13 protein-coding genes are annotated in these 14,970 nt (G+C 68.9%); 7 read left to right on the top strand and 6 right to left on the bottom strand.

Going from position 1 to position 14,970, the window contains the following annotated elements:
• Window positions 1-18 precede the first annotated feature (18 nt).
• Both norM and fumC read left to right on the top strand, forming a co-directional pair.
• Window positions 19-1,407 carry a multidrug efflux MATE transporter NorM gene (gene norM, locus BUB20358_RS06840; protein ID WP_035972799.1) on the top strand — a complete coding sequence of 463 codons (1,389 nt, stop codon included), beginning with the start codon at window positions 19-21 and terminating at the stop codon, window positions 1,405-1,407.
• Window positions 1,408-1,561: 154 nt separating this feature from the next.
• Window positions 1,562-2,956 carry a class II fumarate hydratase gene (gene fumC, locus BUB20358_RS06845; RefSeq protein ID WP_006764825.1) on the top strand — a complete coding sequence of 465 codons (1,395 nt, stop codon included), beginning with the start codon at window positions 1,562-1,564 and terminating at the stop codon, window positions 2,954-2,956.
• A 67-nt stretch (window positions 2,957-3,023) separates the two neighbouring features.
• Here fumC and BUB20358_RS06850 read toward each other — a convergent pair whose 3' ends face one another.
• Complete coding sequence (locus tag BUB20358_RS06850) at window positions 3,024-3,536, bottom strand: acyl-CoA thioesterase (RefSeq protein ID WP_014897688.1); 513 nt, start codon at window positions 3,534-3,536, stop codon at window positions 3,024-3,026.
• 126 nt (window positions 3,537-3,662) lie between these two features.
• Window positions 3,663-3,803, bottom strand: coding sequence for a hypothetical protein (locus BUB20358_RS06855; protein WP_006753078.1), 141 nt, complete (start codon window positions 3,801-3,803; stop codon window positions 3,663-3,665).
• 160 nt (window positions 3,804-3,963) lie between these two features.
• On the opposite strand from BUB20358_RS06855, the gene BUB20358_RS06860 reads away from it, so the two are divergent.
• Both BUB20358_RS06860 and BUB20358_RS06865 read left to right on the top strand, forming a co-directional pair.
• A complete protein-coding gene (locus tag BUB20358_RS06860; protein WP_035972802.1) occupies window positions 3,964-4,671 on the top strand; it encodes an ArsR/SmtB family transcription factor in 708 nt (235 codons plus the stop codon).
• Between the two features lie 165 nt (window positions 4,672-4,836).
• Window positions 4,837-7,356, top strand: a complete 2,520-nt coding sequence (locus tag BUB20358_RS06865) for a DUF6600 domain-containing protein (protein ID WP_035973398.1) — start codon at window positions 4,837-4,839, stop codon at window positions 7,354-7,356.
• A gap of 115 nt (window positions 7,357-7,471) precedes the next feature.
• Here BUB20358_RS06865 and BUB20358_RS06870 read toward each other — a convergent pair whose 3' ends face one another.
• Together BUB20358_RS06870 and BUB20358_RS06875 are read right to left on the bottom strand one after the other, a co-directional pair.
• Window positions 7,472-8,443 carry a thymidylate synthase gene (locus BUB20358_RS06870; RefSeq protein ID WP_006764829.1) on the bottom strand — a complete coding sequence of 324 codons (972 nt, stop codon included), beginning with the start codon at window positions 8,441-8,443 and terminating at the stop codon, window positions 7,472-7,474.
• Between the two features lie 41 nt (window positions 8,444-8,484).
• On the bottom strand, window positions 8,485-9,882 hold the full coding sequence (locus BUB20358_RS06875) for a sigma-54 dependent transcriptional regulator (RefSeq protein WP_006764830.1): 1,398 nt from the start codon (window positions 9,880-9,882) through the stop codon (window positions 8,485-8,487).
• A 1,047-nt stretch (window positions 9,883-10,929) separates the two neighbouring features.
• Here BUB20358_RS06875 and BUB20358_RS06880 point away from each other — a divergent pair.
• On the top strand, window positions 10,930-11,430 hold the full coding sequence (locus tag BUB20358_RS06880) for a dihydrofolate reductase (RefSeq protein WP_045552483.1): 501 nt from the start codon (window positions 10,930-10,932) through the stop codon (window positions 11,428-11,430).
• 93 nt (window positions 11,431-11,523) lie between these two features.
• On the opposite strand, the gene pmbA is transcribed toward BUB20358_RS06880, so the two are convergent.
• Window positions 11,524-12,894, bottom strand: a complete 1,371-nt coding sequence (gene pmbA / locus BUB20358_RS06885) for a metalloprotease PmbA (RefSeq protein ID WP_006764832.1) — start codon at window positions 12,892-12,894, stop codon at window positions 11,524-11,526.
• A gap of 127 nt (window positions 12,895-13,021) precedes the next feature.
• Between pmbA and yjgA the strand changes: the two genes are divergently transcribed.
• Together yjgA and mog are read left to right on the top strand one after the other, a co-directional pair.
• The gene (gene yjgA, locus BUB20358_RS06890; protein ID WP_272148206.1) at window positions 13,022-13,621 is read left to right on the top strand and encodes a ribosome biogenesis factor YjgA; all 600 of its coding nucleotides are present in this window, start codon (window positions 13,022-13,024) and stop codon (window positions 13,619-13,621) included.
• Window positions 13,605-14,225, top strand: a complete 621-nt coding sequence (gene mog / locus BUB20358_RS06895) for a molybdopterin adenylyltransferase (RefSeq protein WP_006764834.1) — start codon at window positions 13,605-13,607, stop codon at window positions 14,223-14,225. Before yjgA ends, mog begins: the two co-directional genes overlap by 17 nt.
• 17 nt (window positions 14,226-14,242) lie before the next feature.
• On the opposite strand, the gene orn is transcribed toward mog, so the two are convergent.
• Window positions 14,243-14,866 carry an oligoribonuclease gene (orn, locus tag BUB20358_RS06900; RefSeq protein WP_006764835.1) on the bottom strand — a complete coding sequence of 208 codons (624 nt, stop codon included), beginning with the start codon at window positions 14,864-14,866 and terminating at the stop codon, window positions 14,243-14,245.
• Between the last annotated feature and the right edge of the window lie 104 nt (window positions 14,867-14,970).

Below are 14,970 nucleotides of genomic sequence, written 5' to 3' on the forward strand. Positions count from 1 at the left end.
CGCGCGAGCGCTCATCCCATGTCGCATTCCGGTCTCTCGAGGACGGCCGCCGTGCCGCCGTCGCTGTCCAGCCACGCCGCCGATACCGCGCGCCTCGCCGCGCCCCTCGCAATCGCACAACTGTCGCAGATGGCGATGAGCGTCACCGACACGGTGCTGCTCGGCTCGCTCGGCCCCGATTCGCTCGCCGCGGGCGGTCTCGGCGCGAACTTCTTCTTCGTGATCGTGACCGTGCTGCAGGGCGTGCTGTCGTCGGTCAGCGTCAGCGTCGCGCACGCGCGCGGCGCCCAGGCCGACGATCGCGTGCCGCACATCTACTGGACCGGCTTCGCGCTGTCCGTGCTGCTCGCGATTCCCGCGATCGTCGCGCTGTCGCTTGCCGAGCCGATCCTGCTGATGTTCCACGAACCGCCGGTGCTCGCGCGCCACGTCGGCGAATACACGGGCATCCTGCGCTTCGCGGCGCTCGGCAGCCTGATCGGCGTCGGGCTGATGCGCGCGTTTCTGCCGGCGATCGGCGCCGCGCGGCGGCTGCTGTGGGTGTCGATCGGCGGCGTCGGCGTGAACGGCGTGCTGAACTACGGACTGATTCACGGCGCGTTCGGACTGCCGCGGCTCGGCTTTCTCGGCTCGGCAGTCGCGACGACGATCACGATCTGGCTCACCGCGCTCGCGTTGATCTGGCTGCTGCACGGCCGGCAACGGTTCCGCCATTTCGTCACCGCCGCGCGTCCGAAACTGCCGGTGATGGGCGAGCTGATCGGCATCGGCTGGCCGGTGGCGATCACGTACGGGGTCGAATCGACGCTCTTTCTCGCGACCGGGCTTACGGTCGGCGTGCTCGGCGCGACGTCGCTCGCCGCGCATCAGATCGCGCTGAACGTCGCGTCGGTGACGTTCATGGTGCCGCTCGCGATCGGCCAGGCGGCCAACGTGCGCGTCGGCTACTGGGCCGGCGCCGGCCAGCCCGTGGCCGCGCGTCATGCCGGCTTCGTCGCGCTCGGACTCGGCGTCGCATTCATGTCGCTGTCCGGGCTCGTGATGATCGTCGCGCCGCATACGATCGTCGGCCTGTACCTGCACCTCGACGATCCGGCGAACGTGCCGACGGTCACGCTCGCCGCGTCGCTGCTCGGCATCGCCGCGGTGTTCCAGATCGTCGACGGCATGCAGACCGTCGCGTCCGGCGCGCTGCGCGGGCTGAAGGACACGCGCGTGCCGATGCTCGCCGCGACGTTCGGCTACTGGGGCATCGGCTTTCCGACCGGCTACTGGCTCGCGTTCCATGCGGGGCTCGGCGCGCGCGGCCTGTGGTGGGGGCTCGCGGCCGGCCTCGCGAGCGTGGCCGCGCTGATGGCATGGCGCTTTCATCTGAAGAGCGCGTCGCTCGTGTCGCGGCTGCACTGACGCATCGAACCGGCCGCGACGCGACGCAAAATCGCGGCGGGCGCTATGCTTGTCGGCTGAACACCCGAAGGCGCCGCGCGAGCGGCGCCGCTGCCTCACGATACGCCCGCCGCCGCGCGACGCGCGGCCCTTCCCTTTCCTCGAGGAGTGCATCATGAACGAAGCAGTTCGGATGGAACGCGACACGTTCGGCGAGATCGCCGTGCCGGCCGATCGGCTGTGGGGCGCGCAGACCGAGCGCTCGCTGCAGAATTTCCGGATCTCGACCGAGAAGCAGTCGCCCGAGCTGATCCACGCGCTCGCGATCGTCAAGCGCGCGGCGGCGGCCGTGAACCAGTCGCTCGGCGTGCTCGCCGACGACAAGGCGCAGGCGATCATCGCCGCGGCCGACGAAATCATCGCCGGCAAGCATGCGCGCGAATTCCCGCTCGCCGTCTGGCAGACGGGCTCCGGCACGCAGACGAACATGAACCTGAACGAGGTGATCGCGAATCGCGCCAGCGAGCTGATGGGCGGCGAGCGCGGCGAAGCGCGCAAGGTTCATCCGAACGACGACGTGAACCGCGGCCAGTCGTCGAACGACGTGTTCCCGACCGCGATGCACGTCGCGGCCGCGTACGCGATCGTCAATCATCTGCTGCCGGCGCTGCGCACGCTGCGCGCGACGCTCGACGCAAAATCGAAAGCGTTCGCCGATATCGTGAAGATCGGCCGCACGCACCTGCAGGACGCGACGCCGCTCACGCTCGGCCAGGAGTTTTCCGGCTATGTCGCGCAGCTCGATCAGGGCATCCGGCACGTCGAATCGGCGCTGCCGCACCTGTACGAGCTCGCGCTCGGCGGCACCGCGGTCGGCACCGGGCTGAATGCGCATCCCGAGTTCGCGGTGCGCGTCGCCGATGAGATCGGCCGCCTGACGAAGCTGCCGTTCGTGACCGCACCGAGCAAGTTCGAGGTGATGGCGGCCGCCGACGCGCTGGTGTTCGCGCACGGCGCGCTGAAGACCGTCGCCGCGAGCCTGATGAAGATCGCGAACGACGTGCGCTGGCTCGCGAGCGGCCCGCGTTGCGGGCTCGGCGAGCTGTCGATCCCGGAGAACGAACCGGGCAGCTCGATCATGCCGGGCAAAGTGAATCCGACGCAGTCGGAAGCCGTGACGATGCTGTGCTGCCAGGTGTTCGGCAACGACGTCGCGGTCAACGTCGGCGGCGCGAGCGGCAATTTCGAGCTGAACGTGTTCCGGCCGATGATCGCGCACAACGTGCTGCAGTCGGTGCGGCTGCTTGCGGACGGCGCGCAGAGCTTCAACGATCACTGCGCGGTCGGCATCGAGCCGAACCGCGCGCGCATCGATTCGCTGCTGAACGAATCGCTGATGCTCGTGACGGCGCTCAACCCGCATATCGGCTACGACAAGGCCGCGCAGATCGCGAAGAAGGCGCACAAGGAAGGCACGACGCTGAAAGCCGCCGCGCTCGCGCTCGGCTACCTGACCGAGGCGGAATTCGATGCGTGGGTACGGCCGGAACAGATGATCGGGTCGCGGTAACCGCGCGGCGAACGGGCCGCCGGGCGCGGCGCGGCGACGTACGCGGCGCCCACTGCGCCCGTTGCGCTCAGACCGTTCCCTTCGCGACCTCTTCCGGCTTCATCTCGACGATCTTGTCGAGCGCGGCGCGCACGTCGGCCGCATATTTCGCGAGCACCTTCTGCTCGTCGGTCTCCGGCACGAACGGCGGCACCGGCACCGGGTTGCCGTTCTCGTCGACCGCGACGAACACGACGAGGCAGTCGGTCGTCTGGCGCAGCACGCCGCCCTTCGGATCGCCGGCATGCACGGAGACGTGGATGTGCATGCTGGTGCGGCCGGTCGCAACGACGCGCGCCTTCAGTTCGACCAGATTGCCGACGAGAATCGGCCGCTGGAACCGGATGTTGCCGACGCTGACCGTCACGCAATAGCGGCTCGACCAGACCGCCGCGCATGCGTACGCGACCTCGTCGATCCACTTCATCAGCGCGCCGCCGTGCACCTTGCCGCCGAAGTTCACGGAAGACGGCTCGGCGAGGAAGCGGAATACGGTTTCGGTCCGGTCGAGAGCGGCCGGTACGGGGGACGGTTGGGACATCGCGTGGCTCCAGGCGGCGGGGGCGCTGTAATTTGGGGGCATTATACGGTGCGCTGCGGCGATGCGTCGCAGCGCGGCGGGCCGCGCGACGCGGCCGCGGCCGCGGCCGACCGACCCCGACGTGCGTCAGCGGCGCACCGTGATGCCCTGGTCGATCGTGCCGTACATCTCGAGGCTGCCGCCCCGCTCGCCGGCGGCGCCCGCGCCGCCCTGCGCACAGGCCGCGCAAACGAGCGCGGCCGCCAACAGGCAGAAAATCGTCTTCATCGTCGCATCGTGTCGCATGCGGGCGGCCCGGCGCCGCCGCGTGCCGCCATTCTACGCGCGCCGCCCGCGCGCCTCGCGGCCGCGACATTTCACCGGAGCCTGAAACATCGAATGACCGCAGCGCCTACACTGCAGGTCGACTTCGCAATGACAGACGACGATGACCGATCGAGACGACTCTCACTTTCCGGGCCTGAGCCGCATCGGCGCGCTGATCGCCGACCCGGGGCGCGCGGCGATGCTGTGGGTGCTGATGGACGGCAGCGCGCGGCCCGCCGGCGAACTGACGATGATTGCCGGCCTGTCGCCGTCGGCGGCGAGCGCGCATCTCGCGCGGCTGACCGAAGGCGGCCTGCTCGCACTCGACGTGCGCGGCCGGCACCGCTATTACCGGATCGCGTCGGCCGACGTCGCGGCGGCACTCGAAGCACTCGCGAACGTCGCGCGCGCGGCGGCGCCGCATCGGCCGGTGCCGCCGCCGTCGCGTACGGTCCCGGCCGAACTGCGCTATGCGCGCACCTGCTACGACCACATGGCCGGCGAACTCGCGGTGCGCATCTTCGACGGCCTCACCGCGCGCGGCTGGCTGCATGCGCACGGCGATACGATCGACACGACCGAACTCGGCACGCAGGCGCTCGCGCGCTGGGGCATCGACGTCGCTCAGCAGCGCGCGCGGCGCCGCCGCTTCGCGTGCGGATGCCTCGACTGGAGCGAGCGCCGCCCGCACCTCGGCGGCGCGCTCGGTGCGGCGCTGCTCGACAGCTTCTGCGCGCGCGGCTGGATCGAGCGCACCGCGCGGCCGCGCGTGCTGCGCGTCACCGTGCCGGGTCAGCAGGCTTTCGACGCGTGGCTTACGGGCGCTTGACGGCTGCATTGCAACCGCACGACAACGGCGCGCGATCGACAAGTTTTGTTACATCGCGGACGTTTCGACTTACAAAACACCGAGCACTGAAACAGGCCGACCGGATATCGTGAATTCAGCGGCGCGAATCGACGCGTCGCGACAATCACGAAGAAGATGCTCATCATGGCCCCGCTGTTCACGCTCAAGCGTACCGCCCGCTACACGCTGCTTGCGTTCGCCGCGATGGCGGCATTGCCGGACGCGTTCGCGCAATCGACCGCCGCCGCGCCGTATGCGGCCGCCGCGCAGCAATCGAGCGGCGATCCGCCGGGCCGCGTCGCACGGCTCAATTACCTGTCGGGCGCCGTGACGACCGAGCCGGCCGGCACCGATACGTGGTCGTACGCGGCCGTGAACCGCCCGCTGACGACCGGCGATCAGCTGTGGAACGATGCCGGCGCACGCTCGGAGCTGCATATCGGCTCGACCGCGGTGCGGCTCGGCGAATCGACGAGCCTGTCGGTGCTGAACCTCGACGACACGACGACGCAGCTGAAGGTCGGCCTCGGCACCGTGTCGACGCACGTGCGCGCGCTGCCTGCGGGTACGTCGTACGAAATCGACACGCCGAATCTCGCGCTCGGCATCACGGGCCCCGGCGACTATCGCGTCGACGTCGCGCCGAACAGCGCGAGCACGACCGTCACCGTGCGCAGCGGCAGCGCGACCGTGTACGGCAGCAACGGCCAGTACCCGCTGTCGCCCGGCCAGCAGGTCGTGTTCACCGGCACCGACCTGCAGGTCGCACAGCAGTCGGCCGCGCCGGGCCCCGACGCGCTCGACCGATGGGCGGCCGCGCGCGACGCGGCCGAGGACCGCTCGGTGTCGGCGCGCTACGTGTCGCGCGACATCCCCGGCTATCAGGATCTCGACGCCAACGGCACGTGGCGCGACACGCCGAACTACGGTGCGGTATGGGTGCCGAACGACACGCCGGCCGACTGGGCGCCGTATCACGACGGCCACTGGATCTGGCAGGCGCCGTGGGGCTGGACGTGGATCGACGACGCGCCGTGGGGCTTCGCGCCGTATCACTACGGTCGCTGGGCATACGTGGACGACCGCTGGGCATGGGTGCCCGGCCCGATGGTCGTCAGCCGGCCGCCTGCATACGCGCCGGCGCTCGTGGCATTCGTCGGCGGAGGCGGCGGCCCGGACTGGAGCGTCGCGTTGACGGTCGGCGGCGCGGCCGCGGCCGGCTGCGCATGGTTCGCGCTCGGCCCCGGCGAACCGTGGCACCCCGGCTGGGGCGGCTGGAGCCCGCACTACTACGAGCGCGTGAACCGGAACATCGTCGTGAACAACGTGACGGTGAACAAGACCGTGAACGTCACCAACATCAACAACACGTACGTGAACTTCCGCGCGCCGCATGCGATCACGGCGGTGCCGGCGTCCGCGTTCGTGCACGGGCAACCCGTCGCGCGCTTCTCGCAGCGCGTCGACCCGCAGCAGTGGCGCAACGCGCACGTGATGCCCGGAACACCGGGCATCGCACCGGTGCGGCAGAGCTTCACCGGCGGGCTGCGTACCGCGAACTACCGTCCGCCGGCCGCGATCGCGCAGCATCCGTTCGTCGCCACCCGCAACCCCGTCGTACCGGCCGCGTATCGCGACCAGGCCGCCGCGCAGCTCGCGCAACGAGGCGCGCGCGTGCCCGGCGCAGGCGCGCCCATCGTGAAGACGAATGTGCCGGCCGATTACGTCGCGCACCCGGTGCGCGCGACGGGCAACCGAAACGGCGGCGGCGCGTGGACGATGCGCAACGTGCAGCTCGTCGATCCGCATGGTCCGGTCGTGCAGCCGGCGCGCGCGCCGCGCGATGCGCACGCCGGCCCGGCGGCGCAACGTCCGGCGCAGGTGGGCGGTCCGGCACCGAACGCGCCGGCGCCGACAATGCCGAACGCTGCACGCGCGGCGAACGGCGCAGCACCGCCATCGCGCGTTATCGGCGCCAACGCGACGCCGCAGGGGCCGGACAACCGCACACCGCATTCGGCATTCGGCCCAGGAAACGGCGTTCCGCATCCGCCGGTGGCGATCAACAGCCCGGCCGGTCCCGGCAACGCGCACGCGGGCACGGCGCCCGCGCCCACGTGGATGCAGCCGCACACGCCGATGGAGCGTCAGCGCTCGGCTGCGCCTGCCGCACCCCACGCTGCAGGCCCGAACGCGCTGCCTGCCGTGCGTGACGGCACGCCGGCGCCGCATCGGGAACCTGCGGCGGCCGCACCGAACGGCGCGCCCGATACACGTCGCGAGAGCCCGCGCGCAGTGCCGCAACCGCAAGTCGACACGACCGCGCAGCTGGCGCAACCGCGTCCGCGTCGCGATTTCCCGACGCCGGCCGAGCCGTCGCAACGACGAACCGAGCGCGCGGCGCCGGCTCCGCAACCGCGCCCGGAATTCGTGCCGCCGGCACCGCATCGCGAAGTCCCGCCGCCGCGCGGGACCGACTACCGGCCGCCGGCACCGGTACCGCACGACGCGCCGCGCCCGCAGCCGCAAGCGCCGCGCATGGAACCGCGTGCGCCGATGCCTGCGCCGCACGTGGAGCCGCGCGCTCAGCCGACACCGCGAGCCGACGCGCCGCATTCGGGCAACCCGCCGCACGGCGGCCACGACGAGCGGCATCGTCAGTAGTCTGACCGCCAACAAGCGACAAGGCCCGAACGGCACGTGTACCGTTCGGGCCTTGCTGCTTCGTTCAATGACGCCGCCGCGCCGCGATGAATCGCGCCGCGGGTGCGCGGCGGACTCAGACCGCCATCGGCGCGGTCAGCGGCTCATGATGCCGATAGCCGACGAGCGAAAAATCGGACGGTTCGACCTTCTCGAGCCATTCCGGCCCGTAGACGCCCGTTTTCGCGTAGTCGGGCACGCGGTCCGCGATGACGAGCCGCGGGCTTTCGTAAGGCTCGCGCGTGAGCTGCTGCTGCAGCATGTCGAGCTGGTTTTCGTAGATGTGCGCGTCGCCGATGAAGTACGTGAACCAGCGCGGCGTATAGCCGGTCAGCCGGCCGACGAGCGACAGCAGCGCCGCCCCTTCGGTCAGGTTGAACGGCGTGCCGAGCCCGACGTCGTTGCTGCGGATGTACAGGCACAGCGAAATCTCGCGCTTCGCGACATTCGGCAGGAACTGATACAGCAGATGGCACGCGGGCAGCGCGATCTGGTCGAGCACGGCCGGATTCCACGCATGGAACAGGATGCGGCGATCGGCCGGGTTCTCCATGATCGTGTCGAGACACTGGCGCAGCTGATCGATCGCCTTGTACAGCAGCACCTTCGGCGCGCCGTCCTCGTCGAAGCGCGTGACGATCCGGAAGCCGCGGCGCGTCGCGTCCGCGATCTGCGCGTCGGCGCCGGCGTCGAGCACCTTGTAGCCCGGCCATTGGCGCCATTGCACGCCGTACACGTCGCCGAGATCGTCGACGCCTTGCCGGTACGGATTCGCGAGCCACTGCGCGTTCTCGTTCGCGTTCGCATCCCAGACCTTGCAGCCGAGTGCGCGGAAGTCGGCCGCGCTGCGCGATGCGCGCAGGAAGCCGATCAGCTCGCCGATCGCGGACTTGAACGCGAGCTTCTTCGTCGTCACGGCCGGAAAGCCTTCCTGCAGGTCGAAACGCAGCATCGCGCCCGGCATGCTGATGGTGCGGATCCCCGTGCGGTTCTCCTGCCAGGTGCCGGTGTCGAGAATGGTGCGAACGAGGTCGAGATACTGTTTCATGCGGGTTCCTTCGGCCGCGAGGGCGGCCGCACCCGCCAATTTTAGCAAGCGTGCTGCCGAACCTCCGCGAGCGGCGGCGAAAACCCTGCGAGCGTATCGTCGCGGCCGCGCATCCCGTGTGCGCACATCAGCCGGTACAGCGTCACGCGCGATACACCGAGTTCGCGCGCGGCATCGGCAAAACGGCCGCGATGACGCAGCAACGCCTGCTCGATCGCGTGCCGCTCGGCGGCTTCGCGCGCCTCGGTCAGCGACACGGGCGCGAGCGTCGCGTAATCGTGCAGCTCGAGATCGGCCGCGGTGATCATCCGGCCTTCCGACATCACGATCGCGCGCCGCACGCGATTGATCAGCTCGCGTACGTTGCCGGGCCACGAATAGCCGTACAGCGCCGCGACCGCATCCGGCGAGAAGCCGCGCAGCCGCCGATGCGCGTCGCCCTTGAAGCGCTCGAGCATGTGACGCGCGAGCACTTCGATATCCTTGCCGCGCGCGCGCAGCGGCGGCTCCTCGATCTTCAGCACGCACAGCCGATGGAACAGATCCTCGCGAAAACGCCCTTCGCGCAGCGCCGCGGCCATGTCGACATGCGTCGCGCAGATGATGCGCACGTCGACCGGCACCGACGCGTGCGCGCCGAGCCGCTCGATCTTGCCTTCCTGCAGAAAGCGCAGCAGGCTCGCCTGGCTTTCGAGCGGCAGGTCGCCGATCTCGTCGAGAAACAGCGTGCCGCCGTTCGCGGCTTCGACGCGGCCGATCTTGCGCTGGTTCGCGCCGGTGAACGCACCGCGCTCGTAACCGAACAGCTCGGCCTGCAGCAGCGTCGACGGAATCGCGCCGCAATTGATCGCGACGAACGGCGCATGCGCGCGCGACGAGCGCTCGTGAATCGCGACCGCCGTCAGTTCCTTGCCGGTGCCCGACTCGCCGGAGATGAACACCGGCGCGTCGGTCGTCGCGACACGGCGGATCGTCCTGAAGAGCCCGAGCATCGCATCGCAGGTGCCGACCATCTCGCCCTCGCCGCGCCCGGCGCCGGCCGTCGGCGCGACCGGCTCGGTCAGCGCGACCATGCCGTACGCATGACCGACGGTCTCGACGATGCGCGCGGTCTCGTACGGCATCGTCACGTAGTCGAAGCAGTAGTCGCGAATCAGATGCCGCAGCGTGGAGTCGTCCAGCTGTCCGCGGCGCGTCGCGGCGATCCAGCCGATGCGCTGGATCGACAGGCACGATTCGAGTTCGTGAAGCTCGGCCGGCTTGAAGCCCGGCGAGAAATCGAGCAGGCCGGCGGATGCGACGCCGTGCTGCACGATGCGACGTACGTCGCGGACGGTCTGCGCAAGATCGACGCTCCACCCGCATTTGTCGAAATGCCCGCGCAACGCGTCGTTCGGTTCGCGCGAGTAATAGATCACATGCCGCAGCTCGGCTCCCATATCCCCACCCCGTTCATCAGCCAACTCGTGATTGCCGCGCACGCTAGCCTGCGTGCGAAAAGGATCGAATCGGGTCCGGCCTGAGGCAGCTCGATTCGCCTTATCGATGCGCGGCAATGACAGCCTCGCTTGATGGCGCTTATCTCGCGTCCCGTTATTTTCGTCGACACAGCTTGTTATAGGCGCTGATTGCGACAATCCGGTTGCGGGCTGCATGGCAAGCAACGGAATCGCTCAGGAGGTCGATGCAGATCAATCATCTGCATATAACGCCGCATCGCGCAGCGCTCTCGTATCGACACACGAGCCGATTTTCGTCCTTGAAACGCGCGGATTGAATCCGCAGTATTCCCGAGCCCCGTCGTTTCAAGCCTGAAACATTTCCGCGCGTTTTCGATGCCGGTTCACAACGCTCGCGCGCGAACCGCAATTGCGGCAACGCTCGTCGCGCGATGGCATGCATTTCGCTGAATCGTGAAACGGATCGGGAGTGTGACCATGCGAACACATCTTTTGCATGCCTTCGTTACGATCGCCATTGCGACGGCGGCTGCGTGCGCATGTGCATCGTCGCGCGCGGACGAAAACGCCGGGCGCGGGAACGACGCGGGTATCGTCGCCGTATCGGCACCGCAGCCGGTTTCGGCCGCGCGCACGTCCGTCACGCTGTGGGACGAGATCGCCGCGCCGACTGCGCCGCCGCTTCCGGTGCCGCCGTCCGGCGAGATACGTCATGCGATGCAGCGAAGCGCGCAAACCGGCACGCGTCGGTGATCGATACGCGATTCGGCATGCCGATCGGGATCACCGAACGAACGGCGATCGAATCGAACCGCAACGACGGCGATCCGTTTCGCCGAGTCGGTGAAAGCGAAACGCGTGCTGCTGCGCGCGCGAACCGACGGCCAGGTCGCTCGCTCACGCTGCCGCTGAATCGCATCGTACCGCGCGGCGCGGCGCGAGCGGCGCGCCATCGCGGCAAGACGAGTGCCGCGCGTCGTTCCGGTAGAATCGCCGCCATCCCGGTTTTCCTTTTTCTACCCTCTCATGACGACGTTGACCCTGATCGTCGCGCGCGCCCGCAACGGCATCATCGGCCGCGACAACCAGTTGCCCTGGAAACTTCCGGAGGATCTCGCGTTCTTCAAACGCGCGACGATGGGCGCGCCGATCGTGATGGGCCGCAAGACGCACGAATCGATCGGCCGACCGCTGCCCGGCCGCCGCAACATCGTCGTCACGCGCGACGCGTCGCGTCGCTTCGACGGGTGCGACACGGTCACGTCGCTCGCCGACGCGCTTGCGCTCGCCGCACGTGACCAGGCCGCCGAGGCATTCCTGCTCGGCGGCGCGCAGCTCTACACAGAAGGCCTCGCACTCGCCGACAAGCTGATCGTCACCGAAATCGATGCGGACTTCGACGGCGACGCGTCGTTCCCGGCGCCCGACCCGGCGCACTGGCACGAAGTGTCGCGCGAATCGCATCGAGCGGCCGCACCGAACACGTTCGACTACGCGTTCGTCGTCTACGCGCGCAAACACGATTAATGCCGCACGCGCCATGAAAAAGCCCGACCGGCTCGCAAGCGCCGGTCGGGCTTTTTTCGTCGATCGCGGCCGACGCCGCGTCTCGCATACTGCTTACTGGCCGGCGATCGTCATCTGCTCGATCAGCACGGAGCCGGTTTCCTTCGTACCGCGCACGATCGTGTCGGCACCGACCGCGACGATATGCCGGAACATCTCCTGCAGCGTGCTCGCCACGGTGATTTCCTCGACCGGATACTGAATCACGCCGTTCTCGACCCAGAAGCCGGCCGCGCCGCGCGAATAGTCGCCGGTCACGTAGTTCACGCCCTGACCCATCAGCTCGGTCAGCAGCAGCCCCGTGCCGAGCTTCTTCAGCATCGCGTCGAAGTCGTCGCCCGGCTGCGTGTTCGAGCTGCGCAGCGCGAGATTGTGCGAGCCGCCCGCGTTGCCGGTGGTCTGCGTGCCGAGCTTGCGCGCCGAATAGGTCGACAGGAAATAGCCCTCGACGATGCCGTCCTTGACGACGTTGCGCGCGCGCGTGCGCACGCCCTCTTCGTCGAACGGCGCACTGCCCATCGCGCGCGGCACGTGCGGATCCTCGACGATCTGCACGTGCGGCGCGAACACCGGCTTGCCGAGGCTGTCGACGAGGAACGACGTCTTCCGGTACAGCGCGCCGCCGCTCACCGCCTGCACGAACGCACCGAGCAGCCCGGCCGCGAGCGGCGCCTCGAACAGCACCGGCACCTTGCGCGTGTCGAGCCGGCGCGCGCCCATCCGCGCGAGCGCGCGTTCCGCCGCGTAGCGGCCGACGGCTTCCGGCGCCGCGAGATCGACCGCGCTGCGCTTCGACGAATACCAGTCGTCGCGCTGCATGTGACGGCCGCTGCCCGCGATGGGTGCGCACGCAACGTAGTGGCGCGAGTACGGATACCCGGCGAGGAAGCCGCGCGACGTCGCGAGCACGAACTGCGAATGCTGCGCCGACACGCTCGCGCCTTCCGAATTGCGGATCTGCGGGCTGACCGCGAACGCGGCGTCTTCCGCGCGGCGCGCGATCTCGACGGCCTCGTCGGCCGTCAGCGCCCACGGATGATAGAGATCGAGGTCGCGCGGGTCGGTCTCGAGCAGTTCGGCTTCCGCAAGGCCGGCCGCGTCGTCCTCGGCGGTAAAGCGCGCGATGTTGTACGCGGCCGCGACGGTATCCTTGATCGCCGCCGGCGAGAAGTCCGACGTGCTCGCATTGCCGCGCTTCTTGCCGATGAACACCGTGACGCCGACCATCTTGTCGCGATTGTGCTCGATCGTCTCGACCTCGCCGCGGCGCACCGACACCGACAGGCCGTCGCCTTCGGAGATCTCGGTCGCCGCATCCGTCGCGCCGAGCGCCTTCGCATGGCGGAGGATGTCGGAGGCAATTTCTTTGAGCTGGTCCTGCGTGTGCGGGAAATAGCGCGCTTGTACGTCGAGATTGGCTGCCATCGTCGTGATATCCGGTGGCGGGCGAGCGCCCGCATGTTCAAAATGTTGCGTATCCCGCGATCATAGCAAGGTCCGGGGCCGGACACCGACAAGCTTCGGGTATCCGCGCCGCGATACAATGCCGCCCATGACACGCAAAACCCGAATCCAGCCGATCGAGCACGCCGACGATGACGACGGCAACGGCTACGATCGCCCCAGCAAATCTCAACTGAAGCGCGAAATGCACGCGCTGCAGGAACTCGGCCAGGCGCTGGTCGAGCTGCCGAAGGACGCGCTCAAGCGCATGCCGATGCCCGAAGACCTCGCGGACGCCGTTCGCGAAGCGCGCCGGATCACCGACCACGAAGGCAAGCGCCGGCAGCTGCAGTACGTCGGCCGCGTGATGCGCTCGCTGACCGACGACGAGACGGCCGCGCTGCGCACCGCGCTCGACGCGCAACGCGGCGTGAACAAGGCCGCGACCGCGCGCCTGCACTGGATCGAGCGCACGCGCGAACAGCTGCTCGCGAACGACGACGCGCTGACCGAATTCATCCGACAGCATCCGGATGCGGACATCCAGGAAGGCCGCACGCTGATCCGCAACGCGCGCAAGGAAGCGCAGCAGGGTCGCCCGCCGCGCTACTTCCGCGAGCTGTTCCAGTGGATCAAGACCGCGAGCGGCACGCCGGACGCCGACGAACCGAGCGACGACGCCGGAGACGACGATGACGACGAAGCGTAACCATCCGGACGAACTGATCGTCGGCCTCGTGTCGATCAGCGACCGTGCGAGCACCGGCGTCTACGAAGACAAGGGCATTCCGGCGTTGCAGGCGTGGCTCGCCGGCGCGCTGCGCTCGCCGTGGCGCGCACACACGCGGCTGATCCAGGACGACGCGCCGACGATCTCCGCGACGCTCGCCGAACTCGTCGACGTCGACGGCTGCGACCTGGTGCTGACGACCGGCGGCACCGGCCCCGCGCGCCGCGACGTGACGCCGGAGGCCACGCTCGCGGTAGCAACGAAGGAAATGCCGGGATTCGGCGAACAGATGCGGCAGATCAGCCTGAACTTCGTGCCGACCGCGATCCTGTCGCGGCAGGTCGCGGTGATTCGCGAGACCGCCGACCACGCGGCGCTGATCATCAATCTGCCGGGCCAGCCGAAATCGATCCGCGAAACGCTCGAAGGGCTGCGCGACGCCGACGGCAAGTCGACGGTGCCCGGCATCTTCGCCGCCGTGCCGTATTGCATCGACCTGATCGGCGGCCCGTACATCGAGACCGACGCCGCGGTGGTCGCGGCGTTCCGGCCGAAGAGCGCGCAGCGCACGCCGCCGCGCTGACGCGCGGTACCGGGCGCTCAGGCGGCCGGCGTCGATTCGCCGGCCGGCGCCGCGGACGCGGCCGGAATCAGGAAATGCTCGCGGTAGTACTTCAGCTCATCGATCGACTCGTGGATGTCGGCGAGCGCGGTGTGCATCGCGCGCTTCTGGAAGCCCTTGTAGATCGCCGGCTGCCAGCGGCGGCACAGCTCCTTCAGCGTGCTGACGTCGAGGTTGCGATAGTGGAAGAACCGCTCGAGCTCGGGCATCCAGCGCGCCATGAAGCGGCGGTCCTGGCAGATCGAGTTGCCGCACATCGGCGACTTGCCGGGCGGCACGTATTGCGCCAGAAACGCCTGCAACTGCGCGGCCGCGTCCGCCTCCGTCACCGTGGATGCGCGCACGCGCTCGATCAGGCCCGAGCGGCCGTGCGTCGACTTGTTCCAGTCGTCCATTTTCGCGAGCGTTTCGTCGCTCTGGTGGATCGCGAACACGGGGCCTTCGACGGCGATGTCGAGCGTCGAATTCGTCACGACGACCGCGATCTCGATGATGCGATCGTTATCCGGGTCGAGGCCCGTCATCTCCATGTCGAGCCAGACGAGGTTCAGCTCGTTGCGCACGAGCGCGGGCTGGATGGAGGAAGCGGAGATATCGGTCATGGGTGATCCTGGAAATGGGCGGACCGCGCGCGACGCGGCCCGGGCGGCCGGCATCGCATCAGCGGAGCCGGTCCGCAAGAACATATAATTCTCGCATAGAACCC

Origin of the sequence: Burkholderia dolosa, assembly GCF_902499135.1 — a bacterium.
GTDB lineage: Bacteria > Pseudomonadota > Gammaproteobacteria > Burkholderiales > Burkholderiaceae > Burkholderia > Burkholderia dolosa.

Coding starts and splice junctions, on each gene's coding strand:
- norM (WP_035972799.1), top strand. CDS start 19: ATGTCGCATTCCGGTCTCTCGAGGACGGCCGCCGTGCCGCCGTCGCTG.
- fumC (WP_006764825.1), top strand. CDS start 1,562: ATGAACGAAGCAGTTCGGATGGAACGCGACACGTTCGGCGAGATCGCC.
- BUB20358_RS06850 (WP_014897688.1), bottom strand. CDS start 3,536: ATGTCCCAACCGTCCCCCGTACCGGCCGCTCTCGACCGGACCGAAACC.
- BUB20358_RS06855 (WP_006753078.1), bottom strand. CDS start 3,803: ATGAAGACGATTTTCTGCCTGTTGGCGGCCGCGCTCGTTTGCGCGGCC.
- BUB20358_RS06860 (WP_035972802.1), top strand. CDS start 3,964: ATGACCGATCGAGACGACTCTCACTTTCCGGGCCTGAGCCGCATCGGC.
- BUB20358_RS06865 (WP_035973398.1), top strand. CDS start 4,837: ATGGCCCCGCTGTTCACGCTCAAGCGTACCGCCCGCTACACGCTGCTT.
- BUB20358_RS06870 (WP_006764829.1), bottom strand. CDS start 8,443: ATGAAACAGTATCTCGACCTCGTTCGCACCATTCTCGACACCGGCACC.
- BUB20358_RS06875 (WP_006764830.1), bottom strand. CDS start 9,882: ATGGGAGCCGAGCTGCGGCATGTGATCTATTACTCGCGCGAACCGAAC.
- BUB20358_RS06880 (WP_045552483.1), top strand. CDS start 10,930: ATGACGACGTTGACCCTGATCGTCGCGCGCGCCCGCAACGGCATCATC.
- pmbA (WP_006764832.1), bottom strand. CDS start 12,894: ATGGCAGCCAATCTCGACGTACAAGCGCGCTATTTCCCGCACACGCAG.
- yjgA (WP_272148206.1), top strand. CDS start 13,022: ATGACACGCAAAACCCGAATCCAGCCGATCGAGCACGCCGACGATGAC.
- mog (WP_006764834.1), top strand. CDS start 13,605: ATGACGACGAAGCGTAACCATCCGGACGAACTGATCGTCGGCCTCGTG.
- orn (WP_006764835.1), bottom strand. CDS start 14,866: ATGACCGATATCTCCGCTTCCTCCATCCAGCCCGCGCTCGTGCGCAAC.